Genomic DNA, 23,685 nt, shown 5'->3' with positions numbered 1-23,685 from the left:
GGGCCCCCGCCCTTGGCGGTCACGCCGGGTCCGTGCGTCCGGCGGTCACGCCCGGTCCGTGCGTCCGGCGGTCACACCAGGTCCATGCGCCCGAACGTCACGCCAGGTCCGCGGTGACGGTCTCCAGCAGGTCGATCACGTCGTCGAGGGTCAGCCCCACGCCTGCGGCGCGTTCCCTCTCGTACCGCGGCTCCCCCAGTTCCTTGCGGGCCAGCCGCTCGGCCGCGTCCACATCGGTCTGCTCCGCCGCTGCCCTGGGGCCGGACAGCCGCCAGCTGTCGGCGGCGGCCAGGACGCGTGCGGCCGCCGCATGGCGGCCCACCTGCGGCAGCACGGTTGCCACGCCGTCCGCCAGGTATCCGGTGACGATCTCGGGGCACCGCGCCTCCTTCGCCGCGACCAGCGCCGCCAGCAGCCCCCGCAGCCCGGCGACGGGGCCGCCCGAAGGCCCGGGTTCGCAGACCGAGATCCGGGCCGACAGGCCCTCCAGCGCCACGGTGAAGTGCGACGGCGGGCCACCGCGCCCGGCCTCGCCCTGGGCAGCGGCGAGCAACTGCCGGGCCTTCACCGCGTCGCCGCCGTGGAACGCCATGATGGCCCGGATGTAGTGGATGTACGCGGCGGCGTCGTGCACCTGGTGGCTCTCCGCCTCGGCCTCCGAGTCGTCCAGCCCCTGGGTTGCGGCTTCCAGGTCGCCGGTGCGGTAGGAGAGTTCGGCGAGCCGGGCCAGGAGGAACGGGGCCTCGGCGTGGGCGCCGACCTCGCGGGCGAGCAGGAGCGCCTCCTCGTAGGCCGTACGGGCCTCGTCGTAGCGCCCGCGCATCATGCCGGCCTCGGCCGCGGCGCTGGCGACCTGGGCACGCATCCACCGGTCGCCGATCCGTCTGCTCAGCGCGCGCAGTTCGGCGAGGTCGTCGTCGATGCCGGGCATGCCGCCCGGCATGTCGACGATCATGTGGGTGCGGAACATCAGCGTGACGCCGTACTCCCACGCGCCGCCGTGGATGCGGGCGTTGTCGACGGCGGCGTCGATCTTTCTCCGTACGTCGTCCGACGTCCCGGTGAGGAATGAGGTCATCGGCCAGAGCAGGCCGGGGAACCGGGCACCCCGTGTCCCGGAGGCGGCGAAAGCGCCGGCCACTCCTTCCACGAACGCGTGGAGCTGGGCGTCGTCCTGCTCCATTCCGGTCTCCCCCCGCTCCGCCGCGTAGAAGAACCACAGGATGTGGAGGTTCATCCGGTCCCAGTACCGCGGGTCCGTGTCGTCCTCGGGATCCGGGCCGAGGGCGAGGACCCGCTCGGTCCAGGAGAGACCCTCGGGGCGGTAGTTGCGCAGCCACCAGAACCAGCCCATGCCCAGCACGAGCCGTGTCGCGTCCTGCTCGCGAGGCGCGGCGGCGGCCGTGGTGCGATGCAGTGCGGCGCGGATGTTGTCGAGGTCCGTCTCCAGGCGCCGGATCCAGGGCAGCTGGTCGCCGGAGCGCAGACGCGGCTCGGCCTCCTCGACCAGCGCGGTGAAGTACGCGGTGTGCGCCCGTCCGGCGGCCGCCCGTACCTCCGGTTTCTCGGCGCAGCGCTCGACGGCGTACTCGTGGATGGTCTCCAGGAGGCGGTAGCGCATCGTGCCGTCGTCGGCCGGGGCGGCGACGACCAGGGACTTGTCCACGAGCGCGCCGATCAGGTCGGCGGTGTCGGCGCAGCCCTGCGGGCCGGACCCGGTGGGGGTACGGATGACGGCTTCCGCAGCGGTCAGGTCCCAGCCGCCCGCGAAGACGGAGACCTGGCGCAGGGCGGTGCGCTCGTCCTCGTCGAGGAGGTCCCAGGACCAGTCGACGACCGCCCGCAGGGTCTGCTGGCGGGGCAGCACGGTCCGGCTGCCGCCCGTCAGCAGGCGGAACCGGTCGTCGAGCCGGTCCGCGATCTGCCGTGGGCCGAGCAGCCGCAGCCGTGCGGCAGCGAGTTCGATGGCGAGCGGCAGACCGTCCAGCCTGCGGCAGATCTCGTCGACGGCGTCCGCATCGTGTGCCGGTTCGTGCGCGGGGTCGAAGCCGGGGCGTACGGCCTTGGCGCGTTCGGTGAACAGGCGGTGGGCGGGGGCGGCGGGCAGCGGGTCGACCGGCCGTACGGACTCGCCGGGGACGCCGAGCGGTTCGCGGCTGGTGGCGAGAACGCGCAGCTGCGGACAGCGCGTCAACAGGATCTCGGCCAGCGTGGCGGCCGCGCCGATGACGTGCTCGCAGTTGTCGAGGATGAGGAGGACCGGCCGGGCGCGCGCACCGAGGCGGTCGACGAGCAGGTCGACGGGGTCGGCGCGCGTAAAGGGCCCGTCGTGGGCGCTGTCCCGCAGCAGCGCCGTCTCACGCAGCCCGAGCGCGGACAGCACGGCTCCCGGGACGGCGTCGGCATCCTCCACGGGGGCGAGTTCGGCCAGCCAGACGTCCCGGGGCTCGGCGGCAGCCTGGTCCTCGCGTGCCGCGGACTCCTCGGCAAGGCGGGTCTTCCCCGAGCCGCCGGGGCCGGTCAGGGTGACCAGCCGGGACCGGGCCAGGTCGTCCCGGATGGCGCGCAGTTCCGGTTCGCGCCCCACGAAGGAGGTGAGCCGGGGGCGCAGGTTGCTCCGGGCCGGTTTCACGTGAAACGTGCCGGTCGCAGCGGGGCCGGCCGGGGCGGGGGCGAGCAGTTCGCGGTGGAGAACGGTGAGTTCGGGCCCCGGGTCGGTGCCGAGTCCGTCGGCGAGGGTGCGGCGCGCGTCCTCGTACGCCGCGAGCGCGTCGGCCTGCCGGCCGTCGGCGCGAAGGGCGCGGATGAGCTGGGCACGGAAGCGTTCGTCGTACGGGTGAGCTGCGGTCAGCTCCGTCAGCTCGGCAACGAGAGCGGCGGGGGTGGGGGCGGGGATGTGGCCGGGTGCCGGAGCGGCATCGGGCGGGGCCCCGGACGCCGCACAGCGCAGGTCGGCCTCGATCCGGCGCTCCAGTGCGGCCAGCCGTTGGGCCTCGGGGCGAAGAGCGTGGCTGTGGTCCCCGTCGGGCAGGTCGGCGAGAGCGGGGCCGCGCCAGAGGGCGAGTGCGGTACGCAGGCTGCGGGCGGCCTCAGCCGGGGCGCCGGCCTCCAGTTCCTCCCCGCCCTGCCGGGCCAGCCGCTCGAAGACGTACAGGTCGACGTCGTCCGGCCGGGCGGCGAGGCGGTAGCCGCCGGGGCCGCTGATCAACGTGTCCTTGCCCAGCACCCGCCGCAGCCGCCCGACGAGGGCCTGGAGCGCGGCGGTCGCGTCCGCCGGGGGCTCGTCCGCCCAGACGTCCTCGACGAGCTCGGTGACGGGTACGGCGCGGCCCGGCCGCAGGGCGAGGGCGGCGAGCAGGGCGCGCAGCCGCGTACCGCCGAGGGACAGCGCAGCGCCGCGCTCGTCTCGCGCCTCCGTGATGCCCAGGATCAGATACCGCACCCCGCCATTGTGTCCCGCCGCCCGGGCAACGGGCCATGGACGTCCTGCCCGGTCACGCGCAGCGCAGGCTTACGCGACACGCCTCAGCCCTGCAGCGACCGTCGGGCCGGGGCCACCCCGCCCGCCACCGCGCGCTGCCGTGGCGCTGCCGTCCCCGTCCAGCAGGTGCCGCGTCGCGAGATGAGGCGGCGAAGCCACAGCTCGGTGGAGGCGAGTTCGGCCAGGCCGTCCAGGGGCAGCGGCTCTCCCTCGGAGGCCGCGCGCAGGGCCTTGCGTACGACGCGGGCCTCGACCAGACCCGCGTCGGCGAGCAGGGGGGCGTCGAACAGGGCGATCAGCTCGGGCAGCGAGGCGCGCAGGCCGGTCCGGGTGACGGCGGTCGAGGTGGCCTGGGACGGGGTGCCCCAGCCGGGCGGCAGCTCGTGGATGCCCGCACCCGCCAGGACCCGCCGCAGGATCGCCGCGCGGGCGCCGGGCTGGACCCGGAGCGATTCGGGGAGCGCGCGGGCGGCGCGCACGACCTGGTTGTCCAGGAAGGGAGCGTGCAGCCGCTGGCTGCGGACCTCGGCGGCCTGTTCCAGGATCCGGTGACCGGCGGCGTGCCGGGCGAGTGAGGCTCTGGCCCGGGCCTCGCCCGGACGCTGGACGGAGGTGGGGCGGATCGCGGCTTCCTGGAGGCGTACCGATACTTCGGCGAGTGCCTCTCCGGTGAGCCAGCGGGCGGCGGGGCCCGGGCGGGACCAGGTCAGTGCGGCGAGCGAGGCGTCGGCGGGGGTGTCCAGGTCGGGGGTGAGGCGGTTGGCGTCGGGCAGGCGGCCGGCCGCGGCTTCGAGACCGGTCCGGTAGGACGTGCGGGCCAGCCGGCGAGCCGCACGGTAGACGGTCAGCGGCACGAACAGGGAGTGCGCGGACGGGCCTTCGGCCTTGGCGAGCGCGGCGACCGGGCGCACCAGATGACGCCGTCTGCGATCGATCAGCAGGTCGGCGAGGCGGGCCGGATGGGCGTCGAGCACCTGCCGTGCGCCGTCCCCCACGAAGTGGTCCGCGCTGCCTGCGGAGAGGCGGCGGCGGTTGCGCTCGACGAGGACGAGGGAGGCGGCGGGTTCGTCGGTGAGCGGGCCGCTCTCCAGGTCCAGGTCGGCGTAGGGCAGAGCCTCTTCGCCCGCCGCGACCACGACGTGGTGCAGCCTCGGGTTGGTGGCGATGGCCCGGGCGCGTTCGAGCTCGTCCTCGTGGGCGCGGGTCGTCAGGTCGTTGAAGGTGACCGCGAGCAGCCGCTCGCCCGCGCCCGTGCCGTGGCCGAGGATCGTCCCGGGCAGGCCGGGGAGCCCGGCGGCGAGCAGGGCGAGCGTCGCCGACGCGCTGCCTCCGGAGAGGTCGGAGCCGATTCCGGGGACGGGTGCGCCTCGGGCCGCGCGGCGTTCGGCGGGGCCCATGCCGGGGACGGGGCCCGGGTCGGGCGGCAGGGTCTCCGGGGCGTGGCGCGGGGCCAGGAGCCGGGCGCGGACCGCTTCGACGAGGGCGTCACGTACCCCGTCGACGGCGCTCACCGGGTCGAGTTCGGGCGCGGCCACGGCGAGGGAGGCCACTGCCTCGTACCCCGTGATCTCCCGCGAGCCCTCGCGGAGGATGAGCGCGTGCCCGGGCGGAATGCGCTTCACCCCCTCGTACGGAGTGCCGTCGCGCAGCGCCTCCGGCGTTTCGGGGCAGGCGAGCAGGGCCGCGAGGTGGCCGATGTCCAGCTGGGCCTCGATGAGGTCGGCGAGGGGGAGAGCGGCGGTGGCGTAGGCGGTGCCGCCGGCCCAGGGGGTGTAGAAGACCGGGCGGGCTCCGGCGAGGTCTCCGGCCACGGTGATCCGGCGGCCTATCTGGACGACCGCGGTGTAGCTGCCGGTCCAGGCGGTGAGGTGGCGCAGCGCCCCGCCGCGTGCGGCGAGCAGGCCGACGCGCAGTTGTTCGTCCGTGGCACCGCAGCAGCCGAGGACCGCGAGCCGTGCGGTGGGGGCACCTTCGGCGGTGTCCACCCGGACGGTGCGGATCTCGTCGGGTCGCCAGTCTCCCACCGCCCAGAGCGGATCCGGGTCCCCCCAAAGGAGTTGGGAGCCCACGGGGTGCATGGTGCGCCCCTCGTCGCTGCCGCCGACCGCTCCGACCGTGCCGAAGCTCGCGGCGATACTGCTCCAACCCACCAACCAACGCATCGCCGCCTCCACAGGCTGTGGACAAAAGGGCGCAGCAGGACGGTATCGGGAGAACTCCGGTAACGAGTGGCGCCGTTGCGGACATGCTGCCACGACAACGGCGCGCAGGAGTGGCTACGTACGGCGCACGTCGCGAGCGCATGCGCCCCTGGCAAAGGCCGGAGCTCGGCCGCCGGACCTGGTGTTCCGTGAACGGCCCGCGCGCGTCGGCCTCACAGACAACGAAAGCGCGGATGCCGGGCGTTGGGTTCTCCGCACCCATCCCGGCGTGACGGCCCGGATCCGGCCACGGCCGGTACCTCAGCGGGAGGACGGGAGAGATGTCCGCGCATCCGTCGGCCCAACCTCGTCCCACCGGCGACATCCGGCCAATCTGAGGAGGCGCCGGAACCCATCAGCCGATCCGCCACGGGCATGTATAGATGCATTCGCACCGGTTCGCTCCGCACTGCCGCACGACCCGCGCCCCGCCCCGTCCGAGCCGGGGAACGTCTCGGCGGTCGCCCTGAGGCCCGCCGGGACAGCGGGTTCCCCACCGGCTCCACGCTCGGCCCGGGAGGCGCAGTCCGCCTCCCGGACCGGTCCGCCGCCTGCGGGGAATGAGGCGACGGTGTTCCCCCAGCCCGCTGTGTCCAGTGCAGCGGGCCGACCCACGCAGCACCCATGCAAGCGCTCCTGCGGGGACCGGGCCAGAGCGCACGGCCGGGCGCACGGCCACACGCCAGGAGCACGCGCCGACACCCGATCGAGGGCCCCGAACGAAGGCTCCGGAAGCCGTACGGGCCGGGCGCCGGGCGCACCGCGGCGCTCGGGTCCTGGCTGGTCGGCGGGCGGACGGAGGGCCGGCACCGCCCCTCCGCGCCCGCTCCCGGAACCCCGCCCACACCCTCGGCCGCTTCCCTCGCGCACGCCACTCCGGCGGTCTCCGCGCGGGGCGCGGCGGGGCTCCACAGGCCCTCCTCCGCGCCCCCGCGTTCCCTTCGCCGTTCCTCCGCGCTTCCTTCGCGCGGCCTTCGCCTCCCGCTCGCCCGCCCCGCCTCATCCGCCACACGCGCCGCCCCGCTTCCCTCCGTCCCGCACGGGTGGCCGGTACGGACAACAATCCCGCCATACGGACGTCCGGCCCTTAACGGTAGGGATGCGGCGAACTACGCTGGGTTTACTGATGTTCTCAGCAGGGCGGCATATTCCTCGGGGCTCGGCCAAATGCGTGTGCGGCCGGAGTGCCAGGGTTCGTCCCTGGGGAGAACCCGGTACGAATGCCGCGCGCCGCATCGGTGACGCGGCTGCCGTCTGTGTGTCGAGGGGTGGCGCATGTCCAGGGAGCAACGCGGACCGAACGACAAGCTCGGAACCGTTCTCGCCCTCGCGGGAATCAGCAACGCCGGGCTCGCCCGGCGGGTCAACGACCTCGGGGCGCAGCGCGGACTGACACTTCGGTACGACAAGACCTCGGTGGCCCGGTGGGTCTCCAAGGGCATGGTGCCGCAGGGCGCCGCGCCCCATCTCATCGCTGCGGCGATCGGCGCCAAGCTCGGCCGCCCGGTCCCGCTGCACGAGATCGGGCTGGCCGACGCCGACCCGGCGCCGGAGGTCGGGCTGGCGTTCCCCCGCGATGTGGGTGAGGCGGTCCGTTCGGCGACCGAGTTGTACCGGCTGGATCTGGCCGGGCGACGGGCGGGCAGTGGCGGGATCTGGCAGTCGCTGGCCGGTTCGTTCTCGGTGAGTGCGTACGCGACCCCCGCGTCCCGCTGGCTGATATCCCCCGCCGACCCGTCAGTGGCTCGCGCCTCGACGGCGGCGGTGGCGGCGATCCTGGGCACGCCCGGCGGTGCATCCAGCGGTACTCATGGCACAGAGAGCGCGCAGGGCGCATCAGGGGCGCAGGGGACGTCGAATGCGCCAAGCCCTCCGCTCCCGCCAGGTGCCGCGCCTTCGCCCGGTGCCGCGCTCCGGCCCGGTGCGCCGGGGCAGCAGGGCAGGTCCGGCTCCGCGCCGGCGCCGGACGCCTCGGGCCGGACGGCGGGAACGGCCGCCGGACACCACGCACCTGCCGGGTCCGGAGCGTCGCTGCTGTCCGGGCACAGCCTGTCGATCCCCGCTCAGCCGGGCCCGGATTCCGCGCACGCCGTCTCGCCGCTGCGGGTCGGCCACAGCGACGTGTCCAAACTGCGGGAGGCCGCTCAGGACGCGCGCCGCTGGGACTCCAAGTACGGCGGCGGGGACTGGCGTTCGTCCATGGTCCCGGAGTGCTTACGCGTCGACGCGGCACCGCTGCTGCTGGGTTCGTACAGCGACGAGGTCGGCCGGGCGCTCTTCGGCGCGGCCGCCGAACTGACCAGGCTCGCCGGCTGGATGGCCTTCGACACCGGCCAGCAGGAAGCGGCCCAGCGCTACTACATCCAGGCGCTGCGCCTGGCGCGGGCCGCGGCCGACGTACCGCTCGGCGGCTACGTCCTCGCGTCCATGTCCCTCCAGGCGACCTACCGCGGCTTCGCCGACGAAGGAGTGGACCTCGCGCAGGCGGCGGTCGAACGCAACCGCGGTCTCGCGACGGCACGCACCATGAGCTTCTTCCGTCTCGTGGAGGCCCGGGCCCACGCGAAGGCGAACGACGCACCGGCCGCCGGAGCCGCGCTGAAGGCCGCCGAGGGGTGGCTGGAGCGCTCCAGGGACGGCGACGCGGACCCGTCATGGCTGGGCTTCTACTCGTACGACCGCTTCGCCGCCGACGCCGCGGAGTGCCACCTCGACCTGAAGTCACCGCGCCAGGTGCGGCGCTTCACCGAGCAGGCGCTGTCCAGACCCACCGAGGAGTTCGTCCGCTCGCACGGTCTGCGGCTCGTCGTCTCGGCCGTCGCGGAACTGGAGTCGGGAAACCTCGACGCGGCCTGCGCGGCGGGGACCCGGGCCGTGGAGGTGGCGGGCCGCATCTCGTCCGCGCGGACCACCGAGTACGTGCGCGACCTGCTGCACCGGCTGGAGCCCTACGGGGACGAGCCGCGCGTCGTCGAGCTGCGGGAACGCGCCCGCCCGCTGCTGGTCGCCCCCGCGTAGCCGGCCCCGCACCGGTCCGGTCCCGGGACCCGCACCCGTCCCGGGATGCGGCGGGCCGCCACGGCCGGGACGGGTGCGGGATGCGCCACGCTGTGCCCGCAGGGGTTTGAGTGCGTTGTCAGTGGGTCAGTGCACTATCGGGGTGGGAGGTGGCGTGATGATGACGCACGCGGCGTACGACTGCGATGTGCTGGTGATCGGCGGCGGGATCGTCGGCCTGTCGGCCGCGTATGCGATCACGCGGACCGCGCCGGGCACGCGGGTGACCGTGCTGGAGAAGGAGTGGGGCCCCGCGCGCCACCAGACCGGGCGCAACAGCGGGGTGATCCACAGCGGCATCTACTACCCCCCGGGCTCGCTGAAGGCGCGGTACGCGGTGCGCGGCGGGGCGGAGATGGTCGACTTCTGCCGGGAGCACGGCATCTCCCACGCCGTGACCGGAAAGCTGATCGTCGCGACCGGCCGCGCCGAGCTTCCCCGGCTGCACGCCCTGGTGCAGCGCGGCCGGGAGCACGGGCTGCCGGTGCGCGAGCTGGGACCCGCGCAGATCGCGGAGTACGAGCCGCGGGTGCGGGGCCTTGCCGCGATCCGGGTGGGCACGACGGGGGTCTGCGACTTCGGCGCGGTCGCCGAGCGCTTCGCCACCGAGGTACGGGGCGGCGGCGGCCTGATCAGGTTCGGCGCCGAGGTCACCGAGATCGACCGACGGCCCTGGGGCGTCGCAGTGCGGACGGCGGACGGCCTGGTGGTGCGGGCCCGGGTGCTGGTCAACTGCGCGGGGCTGCACTGCGACCGGGTGGCACGGCTGGCGGGGGACGACCCGGGGATGCGCATCGTGCCCTTCCGGGGGGAGTACTACGAGCTGGCCCGCCCCGAGCTGGTGCGCGGCCTCGTCTACCCGGTGCCCGACCCGGCGTTCCCGTTCCTCGGCGTTCATCTGACCCGCGGCCACGACGGCAGCGTCCACGTCGGGCCGAACGCGGTGCCGGCGCTCGCCCGCGAGGGATACGGCTGGCCGGTCGTACGCCCCCGCGAGCTGCTGTCCACCGTGAGCTGGCCGGGTTCCTGGCAGATCGCCCGCAGACACTGGAAGTACGGGGCGGGCGAAGTGCACCGCTCGTTGTCGAAGCGTGCGTTCACGGCGGCCGTGCGCCGGCTGCTGCCGGAGGTGACGGAGGACGACCTGCGCCCCTCCCCCGCCGGGGTCAGGGCCCAGGCGGTGCTGCGGGACGGCACGCTGGTGGACGACTTCCTGATCCGTGAGGCCCCGCACACCGTGCATGTACTCAATGCCCCCTCGCCGGCCGCCACGGCCGCGCTGCCCATCGGGCGGGAGGTGGCACGCAGGGCGCTGCTCCGGGCACAGGGAACGGGGTGGAAGCCGCCCGCCGTAGAATCAGGGCATTGTGTCTGAGCCCTTGAACCCCTCCCCCGCGACGCCCGGCGACGCCGCTGCCGAGACGGACAGCACGCTTCCCTCCGGAACGCCCCCCACCGATCCGCCCGCCACCGGCACGGACGGCACGGCCTCCAGCGGTGCGGCCTCCACCGGCACGGACGACGCCGCGCCCGCGACCGCCGGAATCCCGGACGAACTGCGCGCCGCCGCTCTGGACCGTGCCCGCAGGCTGCGCCAGGAACCCCGCTTCCCCGGCGGTCCCGCCGCCGATCCGGCCGGTTCGCACCACGAGCGCCGGATCCGCAGCTTCCAGCCGCGCCGCAGCCGCGTCACACCCGGCCAGCAGGACGCCCTGGAGCGGCTCTGGCCGAAGTGGGGCCTGGACATCGACGGGCTGCGCGTCCTCGATCTGCCCGAGCTGTTCGACGGGCTCCCGGTGGTCCTGGAGATCGGCTTCGGCATGGGCGAAGCCACCGCACAGATGGCCGCCGACGACCCGGGCACCGGCATTCTCGCGGTCGACGTGCACACCCCGGGCCAGGGCAACCTGCTCGGTCTCGCGGACCGGAACGGCGTGTCCAACATCCGGGTGGCCAACGGTGACGCGATCATCCTGCTGCGCGAGATGCTGGAGCCGGACGCGCTGGACGGGCTGCGGGTGTACTTCCCCGACCCGTGGCCCAAGTCGCGCCACCACAAGCGCCGGCTGATCCAGCCGGAGTTCCTCGACCTGGCGGCACAGCGCCTGAAGCCCGGAGCGGTCCTGCACTGCGCGACCGACTGGGAGCCGTACGCCGAGCAGATGTTGGAGGTGCTGACCGCGCACCCCCGCTTCGAGAACACGGCGGCGGACGGCGGCTACGCGCCGCGGCCCGCGTTCCGGCCGCTGACCCGGTTCGAGGGACAGGGCCTGGACAAGGGCCACGTGGTGCACGACCTGCTCTTCGCCCGCCGCTGACGGCGGCCCCCGCCACCACGGCCGGGAGGATGTGAACGGCCCACGCGCCGCGGCCACCATGGGGCATTGGGCCCGGGGCTTTCATGGGGCACGGCGCGCGGGAGCGGAGCACGGGCTCGGGGCATCGGGCACAGGCGCGGGAGCGGAGCACGCGCCACGCGCCATGGCCGTTGTCAGTGCAGCTCGTTAGGGTCGTGGGGTGTCCGACGGGTCTGTTCAGCAGCAGCAACAGTCTCAGCCGGCCGTCCCGTCGCTCGAGGAGCAGCTGGCCGGCGGCGAGGTCCTGACCGCTGTGCCGGACCGGAGCCAGTGGCGTTACCGCCCGCGCCGCGTCGGCCTGCTGTGGCGGAGCAGAACGCTTCGCGTCGTCGCCGTCTTCACCGCGCTGGCGCTCTGCGGCCTGGTGATCCTCGCCCTGGTCCGCGACCAGACGGGGACACACGGGTTCCTCGTCGGGCTGGGCCTGGCCGTGCTGCCCGTCCCGGTGCTGATGACGGTGTTCCGCTGGCTGGACCGGGTCGAGCCGGGCCCGTGGCGCAACATGCTGTTCGCCTTCGCCTGGGGCGCCTGCGCGGCCGCACTGGTCGCGATCCTCGCGAACTCCTTCGCGACGCGGTGGATCGCCACGGCCGACCCGGGCAACGCGGACACCCTGGGCGCGACGGTCATAGCACCCGTCGTGGAGGAGAGCGCCAAGGCGGCGGCCGTGCTGCTGCTCTTCCTCTTCCGGCGACGGGACTTCGACGGGATCGTCGACGGCGTGGTCGTTGCCGGATTCACCGCGACGGGCTTCGCCTTCACCGAGAACATCCTCTATCTGGGCAACGCCTTCGGCGAGGACCAGCAGCTCGGCTCGGGCTTCGCCTCGGTGACCGCGGCGACGTTCTTCGTACGCGCGGTGATGTCGCCGTTCGCCCATCCGCTCTTCACCGTGCTGACCGGCATCGGTTTCGGGATCGCCGCGAGCAGTGCGCGCCATCAGCGGGTCCGGCGCCTCGCGCTCCCGCTGCTGGGCCTGCTTCTCGCCATGGGCATGCACGCCCTGTGGAACGGGTCGTCCTCGTTCGGCCCGTACGGCTTCTACATCGTCTACGGGGCTTTCATGGTCCCGGTCTTCGCGCTGGTGACCTGGCTTGCGGTCTGGGCCCGCCTGCGCGAGCTGCGCACTCTCGGCGTCGAACTTCCGGCGTACGCGGCGGCCGGCTGGCTGTCGCCCGCCGAGCCCTTCGCCCTCTCCTCGATGCGGGCCCGCGGCATGGCCAGGCGCGTTGCACGCCGGCGCGCAGCAACTGTCCCGTACGGCAGGCCCCACAGCCACGCCCACCACCCGGCACACGGCCCCGCGCACGCCCACCCTCCGATATCCGCCGCCGCGCGGAAGGAAGTGAAGGCCCGGGGCAGAGAGGCGGCCCGCGAGGTGGCCGAGTACGAGTCGTTCGCGACCTCGCTGGCCCTTCTGCGCCGCCGGGCCCGCCGCGGCACGGCGGGCCCGGACTTCGCCGAACGCGAGCGGGAGTTGCTGCACCACCTGTGGCAGCGCAAGGAGACCGCCCGCCCCGCCCTGACGTACGCGGCGCAGGCCACGGGCCGTCTGCGCCCTCGTTCCACGCCCGCGCCGAACTGGCCGTACCCGCACCCGCACCCGGCGTACGTGCAGCCCGTGCAGCCCGTGCAGCCCGTGCAGCCGTACGGCGGGCAGCCCTACGGCTCCCCGCCGTACGCCCCGCCCCCTCGCCCGTACACCCACCCGCAGGGGTGGGGCCACAGGGAGGGACCGGGTCCTTCGTTCGGATCAGGCCGGACCACGCGAGCCCGGCATGATCCAGACGAGAGTCCCTAGGCGGAGGCCTCGGTGAGGTCCGCCAGCTCCTGGTCCGTCAGCCGCAGTCCGGCGACGGCCACCAGCGCGGGAAGCTGCTCGACCGTACGGGCCGAGGCGATCGGCGCGGCGACGGTCGGCCGGGCGGCCAGCCACGCCAGCGCCACGGTCGCGATCTCCGCGTCCCGCTCCTGTGCGACCTTGTCGAGCGCGGCGAGCACCTTCTGTCCGCGCTCCGACTCCAGATGCGTGGACGCCTTGCCTGCACGGGCGCTCTCCACGGCAGTACCGGGACGGTACTTGCCGGTGAGGAAGCCGGAGGCCAGGGCGAAGTACGGGACGGCCGCGAGCCCGGCCTCGGCGGCGGTGTCCTGGAGCTCGCCCTCGTAGGTGTCCCGGGAGACGAGGTTGTAGTGGGGCTGCAGGGCCACGTACCGGGCGAGCCCCTCGCGCTCGGAGAAGTCCAGCGAGGCGCGGAGTCGCTGGGGGCTGATGTTGGAAGCGGCGATCTCGCGGACCTTGCCGTCCTTCACCAGTTGGTCGAGGGCGGTGATGATCTCCTCGACCGGGACCGTCTCGTCGTCGAAGTGCGTGTAGTAGAGGTCGATGTGGTCGGTGCCGAGCCGGCGCAGCGACTCTTCGGCGGCGGCCTTGATCGTGGTGGCGGAGAGCCCCTTGTACGCGGGGTGGGCGCCCACCTTGGTGGCCACGACGATGTCGGAACGGTTGCCGCGAGCGGCGAGCCACTTGCCGATGAGGGTCTCCGACTCGCCGCCCTCGTTGCCGGGGACCCAGGCCGAGTAGGCGTCGGCGGTGTCGATGAAGTTGCCGCCGGCCGCCGCGTACGCGTCGAGCACCGCGAACGACTGCGCCTCGTCGGCCGTCCAGCCGAAGACGTTGCCCCCGAGGGCGAGCGGGAAGACCTGGAGGCTGGAGGAGCCGAGCTTACGGAGAGAAGTCATGGGTGGAACAACGGCTTACCCCGGCGGCGCTATTCCGTGGCCAGTGCATCTTCACCGGGGCACCGCGTGGACGCGGCTGCGGATGCGGATGCGGGCGTAGACGTGATGGACGTGGGCGCAGACGTGTTGCGGACGTGGATGTGGATGCGGACGGCGACAGACCGGCAGCCCTGACGTCGGGGGGTGAGCGTCAGGGCTGCCGGGGTTTCGTGGCCGGATGACCGGCGGGTGTGTGGAGGGCTCGGGGCCTACCTGGGGAAGCCTGCGTGGGCCTTCCGGGACGCGGCACTGCCGGACCGCCCCGGGACACGGCCCTCTCAGACCGTCCCCCGAAAGCAGCCTTCTCAGAACCGTCCCGGAAAGCGGTCCCCTCAGACCGTCCCGGGACGCGATGTCCTCAGGCCGTCAGGCCTTCAGGCCGTCAGGCCTTCAGACCGTCAGGCCCCGGGCCTGCAGCCAGGCCATCGGGTCGATGCCGGTGCCGTCCGGGGTGTGGACCTCCAGGTGGAGGTGCGGGCCCGTCACGTTGCCGGTCGCGCCGACGCGTCCGATGGTGTCACCCGTCGTGACCTTCTGGCCGACGCTGACATCGATGGACGACTGGTGGCAGAACCACAGCTCCGTGCCGTCCTCCAGCTCCAGGACCGTGCGGTAGCCGTAGGAACCGGAGTAGCCGGCCGACTTGACCGTGCCGGTGTGGATGGCCTTGATCGGGGTACCGGTCGGCGCCGCGAAGTCGAGGCCCGTGTGGTAGCCGGAGGACCACATCGATCCGGCCTCGCCGAAGGTCGAGGTGATCGTGTACGAGGACGTGGGGATGGCGTAGCTGGCGGCGAGCTTGGCGAGCCGCAGGGCCTCCGCCTTCTTCGCCGCCTCCTCCGCCGCCTTCTTCTTCTCGGCGGCGATCTTGGCCTCGGCGGCGTCCTGCTGCTTCTTCGCCTCGGCGGCTGCCTTCTCCGCCGCTGCCTTCTCCGCGGCCGCCTTGACCTCGGCGTCGGCGGCGTCCTGCTGCTGCTCGGCCTGCTGGAGGATGCGGGCGCGGAGTGCCTCACCGGCGTCCGTGGTGCCCTGCTCGGCCTCGGCGGTGGTGATCCCGGCGGTCGTCAGCGGGGCGGAAGCGGTCTGGGCCACGGCCTTCTCCGCCGCGGACTCGGACTCTCCCGAGAACAGTGCGCCGACGCCCGGGAGGGACTTGGCGTCGGGGAGATTGTCCGAGATGGAATCGGGAAGAGAGATGGAGACCGGCGGCTTGCTCTGGGCGGTGGCCATGCCACCCGCACCGACGGCCGCGATGACGCCGACGCCGAGGACGGTGGAGCTGCGGGCCAGACCATTGCGCTGCTTGGCGACGCGGTGCTTGCCGCGCACGGGGCGGATGGACTCCTCGGTGGGGTTCCATTCCTCCCAGGTCCGTTCGGGCCCGGTCTCGTCGGCGCGGAAGTCGTTTCCGAAGTCGCTGCCCCGATCGGTCCCGAAATCGGTCGCGTAGTCGGCCCCGTGCTCCGTACCGAATGCGGTGGCGGGCCGGGTGGCGAAGTCATCGCCGTACTCGGACCGGAACCGAGAGGGAGCTTCAGGGGCAGGCTTGTTGGACGCCACGGGGGCGCACTCCTTTCCTTCCTTCTCGCCTACCGGGTTAGCTGACGGGTTCGGAGCAGGAAGGTCTCCTACGGGTGCCTCCGTCTCAGCAACAAGACAGAGATGCCCGATTCACCCCATGTAGGTGGTTCCCCGGTTCCCTTGCGGAATTCGGCGCTCGCGCACGGTGCCGCCACTGACGGCGGCTGGGACAACCGCGCTGCGTTATCGAACGTTAATAGACACCGGGGCCCGATTCCAAGCCGTTCCCACTGATCGTTCACGTCCTTGGCCTGGACTTTACGGGACACAACCGGGTGGAATCGGGCGAGTTACTCACCCCTCGACAACCACCTGATCTCTGACGTTGCGTCAAATGTTATGCGGAGGGATGCTCTTCGGTTACGGACGGTGGCATCGCGGCCCGCCTCCCCACCGCAGCCGCCGCAACAGGGGCCGGCTCAGCCGCCGCGGCCGCCCAAGCCGACGATCTTCACGGTCCTGCGCCGGTCGGGCTGCCCCTCGCCGGGCCGCTCGACCGCGAGCAGCGCCATGTCGTCCGTCGACTCACCCCCCGTGTGCAGCCGCACGTCATCGGTCAGCGCGGAGAGGAGCTCCTCGGGCCCCGGGAAGATCCGCCCCCGCAGCCGCTCGGCAGGGTCGTAGAAGACCCCTTCGCCGTTACGCGCCTCGGAGAGGCCGTCCGTATAGAGGAGGAGCGTCGCCCCGGCCGGCAGGTCCCACTCGTCGACCCGGTCCGGCCACAATCCCAGGTCCATCCCCAGCGGCAGCGCGGGCACCGACGGGCCGAGCACCTCCAGCGCCCCGTCCGTGTGCAGCAGCAGGGGCTCGGGGTGACCGCGATTGACGATCCGCACCCGGCCCGCGCCCGGCGGGACCTCCGCGAGAGCGGCGGTGACGAACCCCTCGAACGCGTCCAGGCCACCCCGATGTTCCGACTCCCGCGCCAGCGCACGCTCCAGCCGCTGTGCCACGCCCTCCAGCGTCTCCTCCTGTTCGGCCGCCTCCCGGAAGGCCCCGATGACCACCGCCACCGCCGCCACGGCGTCCAGCCCCTTGCCGCGCACGTCCCCGACCACCAGCCGCACCCCGTGCGGGCTGTCCGTCACCGAGAACAGGTCGCCGCCGACGAACTCGTCCGACTGCGCCGCCTCGTACCGCGCAGCGACCTGCAGCCCGCCGATCCGGTCGGACGGCGTCGGCAGCACCGCCCGCATCGCCGTCTCCGCGATGACGCGGGCGGAGGCCAACTGCTCGTTACTGCGCCGCACGACCCCGTTGATCACGACGGCGAGGCCGGAGACGGTGAGGACGGTGAGCAGCTCGATGCTGGACACGACCGCAGCCAGGGTGTCGTGGTGCAGCCGCAGCCCGAGGACGGCCAGCATCGCGGCGGCACCGGTACGGATCGTGCTGGCCAGTGAGAAGAACGGCGCGGCGATCAGCGGGGCCGCCGTGAACAACGGGATGGCGGTGAACTGGGGCGGGGTCAGGGCGTCGAAGAGCACGCCTCCGACGATCATCAGCATGGGCAGCGACCTGACGAACCGGCGGGTCCGCACGCCCCCGGCGTGCCTCCCCCGTCGCTTCTCCCGCTTCCCCACCTACTGGTCTCCTGCCCGGTGCAACCACGGCCGCGGACGGTACCGCGCACCACCACCCCCAGGCTTCCCGGAGCAGGGTCGCGGGGCGACTCCTCTTCGGCCAATGGGGGGACGCGTACGCGATACGGCCCGGCACCGGCCAACCCCTGCCGCCCCGGAAAAACCGGTCGGCCCACGGACCGACGACGAGCCCACGACGTACAGACGAGCCCATGACACGCAGCGGACCCATGAAGCGCAACGGGCCCACGACGTACAGACGAGCCCATGACATGCAACGGGCCCCATGATGTGCAACGGGTCCGTGGCGGCAAACGAATCAGGCCCGGCACGCTGTATGCGTGCCGGGCCTGATTCTGCAGTAGCGGGGACAGGATTTGAACCTGCGACCTCTGGGTTATGAGCCCAGCGAGCTACCGAGCTGCTCCACCCCGCGTCGGTAAACACAACTCTACGGCATGTTCGAGGCACTCATGACCACCCCCATGGCTACCCGGCGCGCGCCCCGGCGCGCACACCCCAAAAGCGGCGCCAGGACCCATAGGCGACACCCGACCGTCGACAGACCCCTCGACCAGTCCCCCTCGACGGGCCCGCTCGACCGGCCTCCTCGACCGGCCTGCCCGACCGGCCCGACCGGCCTGCTCGACCTGCGCGCGCCTGCCGCGCACTCCACACCTCTTGCGAGTCTGCGACACCGCCCTCCCCTCCCCTCCCCTCCCCTCCCCTCCCCTCTCCTCCCAACCTCATTCCACGGAGGGCGGATCCGCATCGACAAACCCGAACAAACCCTGCCCGCGGCCCTCTTGGCGACGTCCCGACAGCAGAGGACATTTCACCTCCTGCGGCGGGCCTCACCCCGGGCGTCAACGTGTTGAAAACGGGAAGGTGTTGCAAGGAACACGTGTTCTGCCGCAAGGTAACTGCTGCATCCCCCGGACCGGTGGGCTGCCCGTGCGAGCAGGCCCCGGAACGCGCAGTCACCGCGCCCCGCAAGCCACTCCCGGTCTCTCATCGCAGCCTGTCTGGAGGGCCCTCGACGATGACCGCACCGCTCACTCCCGCTCCCGCCTCCGCTCCGGCCACACCAGCCGCACCGCCCTCGCCCGTACGCGGCGCCGTCATCAGCGGCGTCATCGGCGGCCTGATGGGCGCGGTGATGAGCGCGGCGGTGAACTACGTCGCCGTCGGCCTCCCGGACAGCGAATCGGCCAATGCGCTCAACCACGCGATATCGGGCCTGATCAGCGGGTTCATCGCCGGCTTCATAGGAATCATGGTGCACAGCCGGAAGTCCGCATCGGCCGCACGCGCCACGGAGGCCCCGACCGCACCCTCGGCCCCGCAGCCGACCGAGCCCGCGGAGCAGCCCTCCGACACGGCCTCCTCCGAGGCCTCCGGCACCGCCGCCGTACCGGAGAAGTAGCCGCCGCTCCGCGCTCCACGCCGCGTCGCACCGCACCCGCCCGTCCTTCTTCCCCCTCCTGGCGGAACGGGGCAAACCCCAACGGGCGAACGCCTAAATGCGGTGATATGACTGATTTCAGATTCAGCCATTCGACGCGGCGCCTGGAGTGGACGATGGACGACTACCCCCTGCTCAACCTGTTCTGGACCATGCTCTGGTTCTTCCTCTGGATCATGTGGCTCTTCCTCCTGTTCCGGGTCATCATGGACATCTTCCGCAGTGACGACCTCGGCGGCTGGGCCAAGGCGGGCTGGCTGGTCCTGGCACTGGTGCTGCCGTACCTGGGCGTTCTGATCTACGTGATCGCTCGTGGCAAATCCATGGGCCAGCGGGACGTGAAGGACGCGAAGGAACGCGATGCGGCATTCAAGGCGTACGTGAGAGAGGCCGCGGGCTCGTCCGACGCGAACGGTGCGACGAAGAGCAGCCACGTGGAGGACCTGTCGAAGCTCGCGGACCTCAAGGACAAGGGCGCGATCTCGGAAGAGGAGTACCAGCGGGCGAAGACGAAGCTCCTCGTCTGACGTCCCCTACGGCGACGGTGCCGGCTGCTCCACGTCCGACACCCCGTACGGCGACGGTGCCGGCTGCCCCGCGGCCGGCACCGTCTCCATGTCATGCCATGTCAGGTCGCGGCGCGGCGCGGCCCGCGCCCACCGCCGACTCCCACTCCTCGCGGGCCGGGCCGTCGTACCCGGGTGTGAAGTCCGGGTGCTCCGCCAGCCAGGACGCCACACGGGCGCGCACCTCGGCGGTGCCGTAGGCCTGGTCGGCGGGCTGGACGAGATGACGGATGCGGGCGCGCGCCCGCATGACGACCGGGTCGTCCCAGGAGCAGGCCGACACAGCGGCCATGTCACGGGCGAGGTCACGGGCCGGGTCGCCGGCCACGTCACGGCCTGCCTCCGAGGAAGGTCCGGCCGCAGGCCCCGTCGGCCCCGCAGGCCCCACCGCCCCGGCCGGCCGCGCGGCACGGGAGAGCCGGGCCTCGTTGGCACGGTCCATCGCGACCTGGACGTCGAACCAGGGACGCAGGGTCTGCCCGGCCCAGTGGTGGTAACCGGCCGCGAACGCCTCGGGGTCGGCGGCCGCGTGCGCCGCGTGACCTGCCACCCACTGCGCCGCCCACAGGGCCAGCGCCACGCCCTGCCCCATCGTGGGATTGGTGTGCGTGACCGCGTCGCCGACGCCGACCAGGCCGGTGACCACGGGCCCCGCCGCGTCGGACAGCCCGGTCCAGCGGTTGTCGAGGCCGCCCATGGCCAGCACCCGGGACAGCGGCTCGGGTCGCAGGCCCAGCCATGCGGCCACGGCGGGAAAGGTCCGGGCCACCCGTTCGAAGACCTCGGGATCCAGGAGCGCCCCGCGGGTGGGATCGGCGATGGACACCGTCAGGAACACCGCGAAGGTTCCGTTGTCGGAAGGGAACACCCCGCCGACCGCGAAGGCCGCCACCGAGCCCGCCTTCACCCGTCCCGGATCCCTCGGCCCGTCCGGCGGCAGCCGGTACCAGCGGCAGAAGTACGCGATCCCGGTGGGATGGTTCTCCACGACCGCGTCCCGGCACCCCGCCCCGGCCAGCCATCCCGGCACCGGGGAGCGGCGCCCGCCGGCGTCCAGCACCAGATCGGCGTCATGCCGCCCGGACCGCGACCGCACCCCCGTCACCCGGGGGACGCAACCGCCGCCGTGCCGGTCGACGACGAGCCCCTCGGCGGGCTCCCCGAGCCGGACGTCGACGGACGGCTCACGGTGAACCGCGTCGTGCAACGCGGCCTCCAGCACGATGCGCCGCGTCTGGACCGTGACCAGGTCCGCGTCCCCCGGGCGTGCGGGCGGGCGCTCGGCGAACCACTCCAGCTCGTTGCGTTCGCCCGCGCCCATCCGGAGCATCGCGTCGTACACGTCGGGGGCCTCCTCGCGCAGCACGGTGCGGACCGGTGCCAGGAGCCCGTGAGGCTGGACGGCCTGGGGAACCCCCGGGCGCCGCCAGTCGAAGAAGTCCGCGTCGAGGTCGCGCCCCGGCCGGCGTCCGTCCCGCTCCAGCACGGTGACCGCATGCCCCCGACGCCCCAGAAACAGCGCGACGGCCAGACCGCCGATCCCGCCACCGACCACCGCGACCCGTGTCAATGCCGCTCCCTCAGCGTCGTGTTGGCCCACCACGGTAGCCCGGGCGCTCCGGGCCGTACGTCAACTTCCGCTGCTGCGGCCGAAGACGGCCGGGCCCCCGTCGCCCTCACCCACGGCCGTCCTCGCACCGCACGATGAACGACGCGGGCGGGGCTCCCCCGGCGTACCGCGCCTACGCCGCCCGCGTCGCTCCCGCATCAAGAACTACCGCCCACAGAGCCGGAAGTGACCCTATGAGGTCAGAGGTGGACGCGACCCGCCGAACCGCACCAATGGCTCGGTCGCCCGCAAACGCCTCCCGTAGCCTGCCCGGAGTTGGACTGGGGAAAGTTGACCCCGAGCAATCGGGGGAGGGGGACAACTCCGTGTACAGCGTCATCGTCGTGCCGCCGTCGTGCGGCAATGTCACCGAACAGCTCAGGATCGGCGCAGGCGATCGGATCGAGTTCGGCAGGGCGGAACCCGGGGGCGCCGGACTCGTCATCGCGCACGCGGGGGTGCCCCGGGTCGCCGGGGAGATCGCGGCACACCGGACGTTCTGGCTGCTGAGCAATCTCAGCGAGGACCAGACCTACGTGGTGGAGAACCCCGAGGGCGCCGGCGAACACGTCAAGGTCGCGCCGGGACGCGTGGACGCGCCCGTGCCGTTCGAGCTGTCGCGCGTGACCCTGCCCGCCGCGGGTGACCTGCTCACCTTCGACGTATGGGCCCCGCGGCACGCCTTCCGCAGCGTCGAACGCCGGGGGCTCGAGGGGGCCGGCACCGTCCCGGCGTTCGCCCTGGACCGCACCAAACGGTACTTCGCGGTCCTGGCCGCCCTGTGCGAACGGCGCCTGCGCGGTGAGCCCAGCGCCCCGCTGCCCGCCGTCGAGGAGATCGTGGAGCGGCTGCGCCCCAGCTGGCCGAAGGTCAGCCGCTCCGCCGTCTACTGGAACATCGACTACCTCGCCCTGAAACTGCGGCTGAAACCCGGCCCGGACACCGCCGAGCCCGGCCGTCGCACCCACGGCAAGAAGGACTCCCTGGCCGCGCTCGCCCTGCGCTTCGACCTGGTCCGCGAGGACGACCTCGTGGTGCTCGCGCCGGTCCCGTCCGGGGCGGCACGGTGAACCGGCGGCCGTACGCGGTCCCGGTGCCCAAGGGCTACCGGATCGGGCCGTGGGAGGTGCGGGAGCCGGTCGCGTCGGGAGCGTTCGCCACGGTCTACGAGGCAGCCCGCCGCTCCTCCGAAGACGACGGGCTGCCGCACCGGGTGGCGCTGAAGTTCCTGCCCACCGGTACCCGCACCCCGCGCCAGCTGCACCACCTGCGCGACCTGGCCGACCGCGAGGTGCAGTTGCTGCGGCGCCTGCGCTCGCCGCGGCTGATCCGGATGTACGACACGCTGACGGTCGACGACCCGGACCACCCGGAGCTGGACGGCTCGACGGTCCTCGTGCTGGAGCGGGCCGAGGGCTCCCTGGACGCCGTACTGTCCCGGACCCCGTCCCCCGCGTCCGGCCCCGTACTCCTGGCCCAGATCTGCGAGGGCCTGCACCAGCTGCACCACGCGGGATGGGTGCACGGCGACCTGAAACCGGCGAACGTGCTGCTGATGGCGGACGGTTCGGCCCGGCTGGCCGACTTCAACATGGCTGCGGAAATGGAAGGCACCCACGCCTACACTCCGGCGTTCTCCACACCCGACTACACCCCGCCCGAACTCCTGTGGCCCGAGGTGGACGAGCGCGGGACGCGGATCCGCCCGTCCGCCGACGTGTGGGCCTTCGGCGTCCTCGCCCATGTGGTCCTGACCGGGGAGTTCCCCTTGCCCGGCGGCACTTCGGAGGCCCGCTCCGACGCGGCGATGCGGTACGCGCGCGGCCGTGAGGAGCTGCGCCTGTCCCCCGCTCTCCCCGAGGTCTGGCAGGAGATCCTGCGCGACTGCCTGGCCCCGGACCACGGCGAACGCGCCGCGGCGACCGCCGGGTTGCTGCGCCGTGTGGAGGAGGCGACGGGCGCGGCCCTATCGGCCCGGCTGCCCAGGCTCCGCCCGAGACGGTGGCGCCGCCCGGCCCTGACGGCGGCCCTCGTCGCGGCGATCGTGGGGGCGGCGGGCCTCGCCCGCACCACCCCGTGGGAATCCGCCCCGGCCGCCGCTTCGCCCCCCACCTGCGAAGAGCCCGTGGTGTACGCGGATGCCTCGGGCCGCAGCGGATACATGGCGGGCCACAGCGGCACCTGGGACTTCACCATCAAGCGCGGGGACGGCGGAAGCCAGGTGAGGGAGTTGCAGTGCCTGCTCAGGTACCTGCACGGCATCGAGGAGGTCGGCGAGGTGGACGGCGACTTCGGCCCGATGACCCACGGGGCCGTCGTCGTCTTCCAGAAACGGGCGGGACTGGACGCGGACGGGATGGTCGGACCGGCCACGTGGCGGGCGTTGCGCAAGAGCGAAGCGGCCTGATCGGGGGGCCAGCGGCCCCTCTCGTCAGTGACCGAACCCGGCAGGCCCTCTCGTCAGTGATCGAGGAGGCCGGCAGGCCATCCGTCAGTGAGCGAGGAACCCGGCAGTCCATCCGTGAGTGAGCGAGGGCGCCGGCAGTCCTCCGTCACTGAGCAAAGGCTTCGGCAGTCCTCCGTCAGCGGCAGTCTTCCCATCGGACCTGGATGACCGTGATGGAGCGGGACATCGGTATCCGGGGGACGAGGTAGCCCCTGGGGACCGTGAACACGGAGCCCGCCGCATCGGTGAGCAGGGCGTCGCAGTCCGAGGCGTTGATGACCGACCGTACGCCCTGGACAGGACCGGGAAGCGCCCCGAAGACCTCTGCCGGCGGCCCGGCGAAACCGGGCTGCCGGTAGAGGCACAGGGCACCGGCCGAGCAGTCACCCGGCGCTGCCCGGGCCCGCGGCGCCGCTCCGATCGCCAGGCCTGCGACCAGGGCGGCGCCGGACAGCACGGCGGCGGCTGTGCGGCGGGTGTGCGAGGTCCTGCGCATGTGGGTCTCCCGGTGGCCGGTGGGCGTACGCCTGTGCCGGAACCGTGCGGGAGAGCCGCCGC

At 73.2% G+C, this 23,685-nt stretch carries 15 protein-coding genes, 1 tRNA gene and 1 riboswitch; of the genes, 8 read left to right on the top strand and 8 right to left on the bottom strand.

Annotated features, from left to right (window positions below; all coding sequences use genetic code 11):
- Positions 1–97: 97 nt before the first annotated feature.
- Positions 98–3,442 carry a BTAD domain-containing putative transcriptional regulator gene (locus tag ACIQMX_RS21105; RefSeq protein WP_402480124.1) on the bottom strand — a complete coding sequence of 1,115 codons (3,345 nt, stop codon included), beginning with the start codon at positions 3,440–3,442 and terminating at the stop codon, positions 98–100.
- Between the two features lie 83 nt (positions 3,443–3,525).
- Positions 3,526–5,643, bottom strand: coding sequence for an asparagine synthase-related protein (locus ACIQMX_RS21100; RefSeq protein WP_363066676.1), 2,118 nt, complete (start codon positions 5,641–5,643; stop codon positions 3,526–3,528).
- A gap of 1,314 nt (positions 5,644–6,957) precedes the next feature.
- On the opposite strand from ACIQMX_RS21100, the gene ACIQMX_RS21095 reads away from it, so the two are divergent.
- From ACIQMX_RS21095 to ACIQMX_RS21080, 4 genes are all read left to right on the top strand, one after another.
- Complete coding sequence (locus ACIQMX_RS21095) at positions 6,958–8,700, top strand: sporulation protein (protein ID WP_363066677.1); 1,743 nt, start codon at positions 6,958–6,960, stop codon at positions 8,698–8,700.
- A 157-nt stretch (positions 8,701–8,857) separates the two neighbouring features.
- Complete coding sequence (gene lhgO / locus ACIQMX_RS21090) at positions 8,858–10,114, top strand: L-2-hydroxyglutarate oxidase (protein WP_363066678.1); 1,257 nt, start codon at positions 8,858–8,860, stop codon at positions 10,112–10,114.
- A complete protein-coding gene (gene trmB / locus ACIQMX_RS21085; protein WP_402480119.1) occupies positions 10,107–11,057 on the top strand; it encodes a tRNA (guanosine(46)-N7)-methyltransferase TrmB in 951 nt (316 codons plus the stop codon). Before lhgO ends, trmB begins: the two co-directional genes overlap by 8 nt.
- Positions 11,058–11,256: 199 nt before the next feature.
- Positions 11,257–12,897, top strand: coding sequence for a PrsW family intramembrane metalloprotease (locus tag ACIQMX_RS21080; RefSeq protein ID WP_402480116.1), 1,641 nt, complete (start codon positions 11,257–11,259; stop codon positions 12,895–12,897).
- Here ACIQMX_RS21080 and ACIQMX_RS21075 read toward each other — a convergent pair.
- The 4 genes from ACIQMX_RS21075 to ACIQMX_RS21060 form a co-directional block, all read right to left on the bottom strand.
- Complete coding sequence (locus tag ACIQMX_RS21075; RefSeq protein ID WP_363066680.1) at positions 12,894–13,838, bottom strand: aldo/keto reductase; 945 nt, start codon at positions 13,836–13,838, stop codon at positions 12,894–12,896. The two genes, ACIQMX_RS21080 and ACIQMX_RS21075, sit on opposite strands and share 4 nt — an antisense overlap.
- Before the next feature lie 429 nt (positions 13,839–14,267).
- Positions 14,268–15,437, bottom strand: coding sequence for a M23 family metallopeptidase (locus tag ACIQMX_RS21070; RefSeq protein ID WP_402480113.1), 1,170 nt, complete (start codon positions 15,435–15,437; stop codon positions 14,268–14,270).
- Positions 15,438–15,448: 11 nt separating this feature from the next.
- A riboswitch (cyclic di-AMP (ydaO/yuaA leader) is annotated at positions 15,449–15,603 on the bottom strand.
- Positions 15,604–15,877: 274 nt separating this feature from the next.
- Complete coding sequence (locus ACIQMX_RS21065) at positions 15,878–17,041, bottom strand: PP2C family protein-serine/threonine phosphatase (protein ID WP_402480110.1); 1,164 nt, start codon at positions 17,039–17,041, stop codon at positions 15,878–15,880.
- 362 nt (positions 17,042–17,403) lie between these two features.
- A tRNA-Met gene (locus ACIQMX_RS21060) sits at positions 17,404–17,477 on the bottom strand.
- A gap of 606 nt (positions 17,478–18,083) precedes the next feature.
- Here ACIQMX_RS21060 and ACIQMX_RS21055 point away from each other — a divergent pair.
- Together ACIQMX_RS21055 and ACIQMX_RS21050 are read left to right on the top strand one after the other, a co-directional pair.
- Complete coding sequence (locus ACIQMX_RS21055; protein ID WP_363066683.1) at positions 18,084–18,467, top strand: hypothetical protein; 384 nt, start codon at positions 18,084–18,086, stop codon at positions 18,465–18,467.
- Positions 18,468–18,622: 155 nt separating this feature from the next.
- A complete protein-coding gene (locus ACIQMX_RS21050) occupies positions 18,623–19,033 on the top strand; it encodes an SHOCT domain-containing protein (protein WP_363066951.1) in 411 nt (136 codons plus the stop codon).
- A gap of 91 nt (positions 19,034–19,124) precedes the next feature.
- Here ACIQMX_RS21050 and ACIQMX_RS21045 read toward each other — a convergent pair whose 3' ends face one another.
- Positions 19,125–20,642: an NAD(P)/FAD-dependent oxidoreductase gene (locus ACIQMX_RS21045; protein ID WP_402480107.1), complete on the bottom strand. Its 1,518-nt coding sequence runs from the start codon at positions 20,640–20,642 to the stop codon at positions 19,125–19,127.
- A 365-nt stretch (positions 20,643–21,007) separates the two neighbouring features.
- On the opposite strand from ACIQMX_RS21045, the gene ACIQMX_RS21040 reads away from it, so the two are divergent.
- Both ACIQMX_RS21040 and ACIQMX_RS21035 read left to right on the top strand, forming a co-directional pair.
- Positions 21,008–21,751: an FHA domain-containing protein gene (locus ACIQMX_RS21040; protein ID WP_363066685.1), complete on the top strand. Its 744-nt coding sequence runs from the start codon at positions 21,008–21,010 to the stop codon at positions 21,749–21,751.
- Positions 21,748–23,088 (top strand): protein kinase, encoded by a 1,341-nt coding sequence (locus ACIQMX_RS21035; protein ID WP_402480105.1) that lies wholly within the window; start codon positions 21,748–21,750, stop codon positions 23,086–23,088. Before ACIQMX_RS21040 ends, ACIQMX_RS21035 begins: the two co-directional genes overlap by 4 nt.
- A 175-nt stretch (positions 23,089–23,263) precedes the next feature.
- On the opposite strand, the gene ACIQMX_RS21030 is transcribed toward ACIQMX_RS21035, so the two are convergent.
- The gene (locus ACIQMX_RS21030) at positions 23,264–23,623 is read right to left on the bottom strand and encodes a peptidase inhibitor family I36 protein (RefSeq protein ID WP_402480102.1); all 360 of its coding nucleotides are present in this window, start codon (positions 23,621–23,623) and stop codon (positions 23,264–23,266) included.
- Positions 23,624–23,685: the final 62 nt, after the last annotated feature.

Source organism: Streptomyces sp. NPDC091416 (genome assembly GCF_044756845.1).
Taxonomy (GTDB): domain Bacteria; phylum Actinomycetota; class Actinomycetes; order Streptomycetales; family Streptomycetaceae; genus Streptomyces.
The sequence above is the reverse complement of the archived record's forward strand: the minus strand, read 5'-3'. Positions and strand labels throughout refer to the sequence as shown.

Bases quoted from the DNA above. Each gene is read 5' to 3' on its own strand.
- ACIQMX_RS21050 (WP_363066951.1), top strand. From the start codon at position 18,623: ATGGACGACTACCCCCTGCTCAACCTGTTCTGGACCATGCTCTGGTTC.
- ACIQMX_RS21030 (WP_402480102.1), bottom strand. From the start codon at position 23,623: ATGCGCAGGACCTCGCACACCCGCCGCACAGCCGCCGCCGTGCTGTCC.
- ACIQMX_RS21095 (WP_363066677.1), top strand. From the start codon at position 6,958: ATGTCCAGGGAGCAACGCGGACCGAACGACAAGCTCGGAACCGTTCTC.
- ACIQMX_RS21075 (WP_363066680.1), bottom strand. From the start codon at position 13,838: ATGACTTCTCTCCGTAAGCTCGGCTCCTCCAGCCTCCAGGTCTTCCCG.
- ACIQMX_RS21055 (WP_363066683.1), top strand. From the start codon at position 18,084: ATGACCGCACCGCTCACTCCCGCTCCCGCCTCCGCTCCGGCCACACCA.
- ACIQMX_RS21100 (WP_363066676.1), bottom strand. From the start codon at position 5,643: ATGCGTTGGTTGGTGGGTTGGAGCAGTATCGCCGCGAGCTTCGGCACG.
- lhgO (WP_363066678.1), top strand. From the start codon at position 8,858: ATGATGACGCACGCGGCGTACGACTGCGATGTGCTGGTGATCGGCGGC.